Annotated in this window: 4 protein-coding genes; all 4 read left to right on the forward strand. The window is 41.9% G+C overall.

The annotated features are described in order from the left end of the window. On the forward strand, positions 1-284 hold a 284-nt coding region (locus tag AC1DUA_RS19040; protein WP_477501266.1), incomplete at its 5' end, for a hypothetical protein. A gap of 34 nt (positions 285-318) precedes the next feature. Then, positions 319-1,872 (forward strand): TULIP family P47-like protein, encoded by a 1,554-nt coding sequence (locus tag AC1DUA_RS19045; protein WP_477501267.1) that lies wholly within the window; start codon positions 319-321, stop codon positions 1,870-1,872. 38 nt (positions 1,873-1,910) lie between these two features. Continuing rightward, entirely contained in the window at positions 1,911-3,083 is a 1,173-nt protein-coding gene (locus AC1DUA_RS19050) for a TULIP family P47-like protein (RefSeq protein ID WP_477501268.1), read from the forward strand. Between the two features lie 261 nt (positions 3,084-3,344). Next, positions 3,345-6,293, forward strand: a 2,949-nt coding sequence (locus AC1DUA_RS19055) for a leucine-rich repeat protein (protein ID WP_477501269.1), incomplete at its 3' end; no start/stop codon positions are given.

Here is a 6,293-nt window from a genome sequence, read left to right on the forward strand (position 1 = left end):
ATCCTGCTACAAGCAGTATAGCTTTCTACGAGGACCCGGACCCCAGAAATGACTACAGTCAAGATATTCCATGGTATTTGTTGTGGCTAAATTTAATTGTAGGAATAATTGTACGTATTGTTGTTAAAATCATTGCCGACAGTATTGCTCAAACACTGCAGAGTGGCAGCCAAAGCTTTGCTACTTCGCCGCCTCCTTTTATTGACTGGACGGGAGTAAATAATGCGATGCAGGTCACGGATGCAGGTCTTGATAACTGCTACTATCTTAAAGGAAATATTTAATAACTATAAGACCAATAACGAAAGAAGGTAGATTATGGTTAACACAACTGTGTTAAGTTCCAGAAGTATGCCAATCAGCTTTACGCTGCCGCATTTGAACGAAAAACTGAGAATTGAGCAGGGCATTAATGACGTATCAATGCTGTTAAGCAGTGACAAAAGCGTAAGTACTGTGGTTGCAGACACACTTGGTTGGGACACCGTATATGCAATCCGAGTACCTGATATTAATAATGCTATTGTGGCAAAGAAGGCTTCGCCGAAGACATTTACGCAAACCACGACAGACCCTGATTATGGAATTGAAGTTTCAATTGACGGGGAATTCGGCGACTGGGCTATCAGTAGAGGCGGTGATGGGCAAAACTTACATATGAAAATACCTATTACCAAAGGTACCTACACAACACCAAATAAAACATATTCATTAAACAATTGTAACGCAGTTATTAATATAAAGCTTGCCTATTTCCCGAATCAGATACCTCAATCAGTATCAGAAGTAGGCTCAAAGCATGATCTCAAGCTTAAAACAGATCACACAGACGAAGAACCAATCGTTTTCCTAGTATCTTTTCAATTCCCTCATGGTGCTGATAAGCCTGCAAGTGATGCATTACTGCAAGGAGCATTCAGGGATTGGTTTAATGTTAACATTAAGAAGTTTGAGCATATTTTTTCAACTGTAAATATTAACCTGCATACTGAAGATATTAAATGGTTAAAGCCAACCTATACCAGCTATGCATATAGTGATAATCCGGATCCTGACGAAAGCTTTTTCGCTGTACTTTGTATGACAGACGGACGCTCGGGAAAAGGTCTTACACATGCCTTATCCCCCTCAGCTATCGCACCCGACAGCAGAGCGAGCTTCCTGATAAGTAGAAGCCTGTTTCTAGAAAAATCAATGCTTCCTGGAGTTCCTACAGTATTTGTTGATTCATCAGTTGATAACTTCCAATTGATCAATGGAAAGACTGAAATTAGTAATAAAGACGGTGTAATACTAAAAATAAAACCAATAAAATATGGGGCCATATATTATACTCCTTATGCAGAAAGCTTTAATATATCAGTAAATGAGCACGAGATTATTACAAAGATCAAAGCTCGCATTGTATTTTCACCAGGTATAGAAGCAGTAGTAAGTACGACAACTTATCAAACCATTGAATTGGTTAATAAGCCGGATGGGACTCAGACTATAGGCTTTAAGGCATCGAGGCCTACAGAAAGTATGCATACAATAGAAACAGCTACTTGGGTAATCGTAACCACAGTAATAGTTGGTTTAATTGCAACTGTATACGCTTCTCTTGTTGGATATGTAGTGGGTGATCTTACTATAAAACTTATAGTTTGTACGATAGCTATTTTCGTAGGCGTATTGATAACATTGCTGCTCAGTGTCGTCCTGCAAACTATTGCAAAGGGGGTCGCTGAAAGTATGCCTTCCATAAATCCTATGATCCAAGCAGCAACTGGCCCTATCGTTTGGCCTACTGCCAAAACAGAGTYCAAATTGACTTCCGCACAGCTCAATGGTGCTCTTCAATTTGGCGGAGATCCTGGCTTCGCGCTGTAAGCTTGCCACATCGTATATAAAAGAAAGAAGGATGAAAGATGTCAAACGAGAACGAGTTGTTATTACATCCTATCAATATGCCGGTAACCTTTCATATGCCGCATATAAATGAAATGCTAATATCAAAATATAAAGTAGCAAATACAGTCAAAACAGCAAATGATGATACTCCTATGAGTGTGATCCCTGCAAACACAGCAGGCTGGGATATGGTTCATCTTACACGCATTTCTGAATTGAATAAAAGAATTCAAGAAAACCGCACTTCACCAGCTCATTTCAAGTGCAGCTTTGACGATGATGATACTGCACTTTCCGCAACAATTAATGGAAGCTTTGGTACATGGCAAATAGAAAGGGGCGGCTATGGCAGTTTTGTGAATATGACAATACCTATCGCCCAAGGCGAGATTATTATTAATGGTAAATCAATAGCTATTGATAGCTTATCGGTTCGTGCACAAGTAGATTTGGAAAAATTATCACAAGAAAATGTTTCACAGGATATAAAAGTTATTTCTATTCAGTCACCGGAAAATTGTGGTGTAAATGAAACTGTAAGAAGTATACTGTTCCACACCATTGAAATCTGGCTAAAAAATAATAATTCTGAGTTTTCCAATATTCTGGCTATAAAAAATATAGGACTTTTGTCTTCTGAAGAATGGCTCAAGCCAACCTCTACAACCTGTGTTTATAAGGAAGGAGAGGATGACAGCACCAGTTATTTAGGTTTATTGTGCATGACCGAAAATAAATCTTCCGATGGCCTGAATCACAGAATACCCATAACCGAAATTCCGGAAAACAAAAAATCTTTACTCATGCTTGGAGAGCATCAAATATTGGAGAAGGCATATTTACCTAAATTAGCAAACAGGTTTGGCAATCATTCAATAAATGATACTTCATTCAATCCGAAGGTGGCATTACTTGACTCAAAAATAGTAGCAAATGAAGTACAGACACTTGTAAGAATCAATGTTAATATACGGGAAAATATTGATGTTGATATAGAYATAACTACTTATGAAGCTCTCTCTTTTGACACTGATCCTACTAAACAACAGATAAGTTTCATAGAAAGCAGGGATCCTGAAATCTCTTACGGCATCAATGCTGCCGCCGGGACTAGTATTGCAGATCAAGATGTTGATCACATTACAGCTATTGTGGACACAGTCATCCAAAAGTATATGGAGGAAGGATAATCAAGAAGCAGAATAAAAATAAACGCTGACGACCCGCGAAATGGAGATGCTGTACGCATTGGATTACTAGAGTAGGCATTCGGAAGAAATAGAACATAAGCCAACAATTGGAGAGGGTAGATGCTCTATTATTGGCTTATTTTTTTGCGTGGAACTAACTTTCGTTAGTACTGTTGTGTTACGCCTCGGATTTATACTTAATCTTCAGATGTACTATTTTGTAATTGTGCGGTTGAAATTAATGAGGAGGTTGAAGGGAATATGTTACGAAGGCGGTTGTTGGAAGCTAAGAAGTTTATGATTTCTTTACTTGTAATATGTTTGGTTTCGCTTGGTACATGGTCAGTAGGTCATATTCGGGAAGCGCAAGCTCTATCATTCGAAGGTTTTGATTATTCTCTAGATGGATCATCATTTGCACATATTGTGAATTATTCCGGATTCAATAAAGAGATTACGATTCCTGCTGAAATAGATGGGCATGTTGTCATCGGAATAGGTCTTCAAGCATTTTATCAAGAATATTTAACAAGTGTGACGATTCCAGAAAGTGTAACAAGTATAGGTGATTATGCATTTGCTGGTAACCTATTAACGAGTGTGACGATCCCGAACAGTGTAAAGACTATAGGAGCATTTGCATTTTTTGAAAACAGACTTACGAGTGTGACGATTCCAGAGGGTGTAACGAGCATAGAGGAAAGCGCATTTCAGTACAACCAGTTAACGAGTGTGACGATTCCAGAGGGCGTGACGAGCATTGAGGAAAGAGCATTTCAGTACAACAAATTAGCGAGTGTAACGATTCCGAACAGTGTAACGAGTATAGGCGATCGTGCATTTGAGTATAACCCATTAACGAGCGTGACGATTCCGAACAATGTAACGAGTATAGGCTATGAAGCATTTTCGAATTGCAAATTAGCGAGTGTGACGATCCCGAACAGTGTAACGAGTATAGGGGCAAATGCGTTTAGTCATAACGAATTAGCGAGTGTGACGATTCCGGAGCGTGTTAAGAGCATAGAGGATAATGTATTTTCGTATAATCAATTAACGAGTGTGACAATTCCGAAAGGTGTGACGAGTATAGGCGAAAATGCATTTAGTCATAACCAATTAACGAGTGTGGCAATTCCGAACGGCGTGACGAGTATAGGAAAATATGCATTTCAATATAACCTATTAAAGAGTGTGACAATTCCGGTTGGTGTAACAAGTATAGGAGAATATGCATTTCAGAATAACCAATTGACGAGTGCGACGATTCCGGTTGGTGTAACGAGTATAGGAGAATATGCATTTCAATATAACCAATTAAAGAGTGTGACAATTCCGGTTGGTGTAACAAGTATAGGAGAATATGCATTTCAATATAACCAATTGACGAGTGCGACGATTCCAGTTGGTGTAACGAGTATAGGCAATCATGCCTTTTCTTTTAACCGATTAACGAGTGTGACGATTCCGAATAGCGTGACGAATATAGGGAAATTTTCATTTCATCATAACCAATTAACGAATGTGTCGATTCCGAAGAATGTAACGAGCATAGGAGAATATGCATTTAGTACGAACCTATTAACAAGTATTATTGTTGAAGGGGATTCAACCACAATAGGAGATACAGCGTTCGGTGGTAATCCAAACAGTACGATAATAGCGTTTGATCCTTCCCCCGCGAAGGACAATGCGAATAATTTTGGGTATCCATACCTCAATATTTTGTCTGCGGGAGTCAGCTATTCTCCTAACGGTGAATCCGTGGGTAAGCAATCGATGTCAACAAAGGTAACGGTAGCTATTCCTGATTCCATACCATCAGCCCATACGTATTACCAATGGTCATCAACGGAAACGGTACCAGAAGGGCCGAACGCAGGATGGGTAGCGTTCACGAGCGAGGATTCCATTACTACGCCTCCTGCTGCAGGTACGTGGTATCTGTACGTTCGAGTAGACGATCAGAATGAGAATCATAAAGTCGGTTATTCCCATTCCAAAGCGTTTAAAGTTACTGGTGCCTTGCTGCTGAGCGCACCGACGAATGTAATTGCGACCGCAGGTAATGGAACGGCGACGATTAGCTTCAATGCCCCGGAGAGTGATGGCGGTAGCGCGATCACGGGCTATACGGTTACGTCCAATCCGGGGGGATTCACAGGAACCTCTGCAACTGCGAGTCCGATCACAGTCACGGGACTGACGAATGGAACGGCGTATACGTTCACGGTAGTCGCGAAGRATGGTGCAGGCGATTCGGCGGCATCAGCAGCATCGGCTAGCGTCACACCCAATACGAAGGTAGTGCCAGGCGCGCCGACGAATGTAAAAGCGATCGCAGGTAAAGAAGCAGCAACGGTTAGCTTCAATGCCCCAGTGAGCGATGGCGGCAGCGCGATCACGGGCTATACGGTTACGTCCAAACCGGGAGGATTCACAGGAACCTCTACAACGGCGAGTCCGATCATAGTCAGAGGACTGGAGTTTGGAACGGCATATACGTTCACGGTAGTTGCGACGAATGCTGTAGGCGATTCGGCGGCATCAGTAGCATCGGCCAGCGTGACAGCCAATTCGAAGACACGGCCAAGCGCGCCATGGGATGTAAGAGCGACCGCAGGTAAAGGAAAGGCGACGGTTAGCTTCGAAGTCCCAGAAGATGATGGCGGGAGTGCGATCACGGGCTATACGGTTACGTCCAATCCGGGGGGATTCACAGGGACCTCTGTAACTGCGGGTCCGATCACAGTCACGGGACTGACGAATGGAACGGCGTATACGTTCACGGTAGTCGCGAAGAATGCGATAGGAACCTCGGAGGCATCGTTCCCATCAGAACGTGTGATCCCTAGCGCAAATGAGGATTATACGTATGAATTAAATGCGATGCTAATGGCGACGATTACAGGTTATCGCGGAGTGGATAAAGTGGTTAATATCCCTGCTGAATTAGATGGGCATCCTGTAGTCGCATTAGGCCGGCAAGTATTTATGGGTAAAGATATATCGAAGGTCACGATTCCGGTGGGTGTAACGAGCATAGGGCAATTTGCATTTTATAACTCCCAATTAACGAGTGTGACAATTCCGGTGGGTGTAACGAGTATAGAGCAATTTGCATTTTATGGCACCCAATTAACGGATGTAACGATTCCGGGGAGTGTAACGAGTATAGGGAAACTTGCATTTGCTAACTCCCAATTAACG

Source organism: Paenibacillus sp. 01T422, from assembly GCF_056398785.1.